Genomic DNA, 328 nt, shown 5'->3' on the forward strand with positions numbered 1-328 from the left:
CGCACGCGCGCGGCCACGCTCGTGCGCTCGGCCTGCGCGAGGCGTTCGTCGAGCAGGCGGAACAGGCCTTCCGCCGCGAGCGGGTTCGCGGTCGGAATCGGCGCCGTGATGTCGGCATTGGCGAATTCGACCGCGTTCGCGGGCGCGCCGAAACGCACGGGGCACCCATACTTTCGCACGTACGGCGCCGTGTCGAGCGGGGCCGGATACGCGTATTCGACGAGCGCCGGCTTCAGGTCGGGCTTGCTGCCGACGAAGCGCAACGTCGCCAGCAGCAGGTTCCAGGTGAAGTCGTAGCGCGCCTGCGGCACGGCGCGCGCGCCGCCGA

The 328-nt window shown here is 72.0% G+C and carries 1 protein-coding gene; it reads right to left on the minus strand.

The genetic code is table 11. The annotated features are described in order from the left end of the window. On the minus strand, positions 1–328 hold a 328-nt coding region (locus tag ACEN88_RS34900), incomplete at both ends, for an AraC family transcriptional regulator ligand-binding domain-containing protein (protein ID WP_413347006.1).

The sequence above is a fragment of the Massilia sp. CT11-108 genome, from assembly GCF_047302915.1.
GTDB lineage: Bacteria > Pseudomonadota > Gammaproteobacteria > Burkholderiales > Burkholderiaceae_D > Telluria > Telluria orientalis.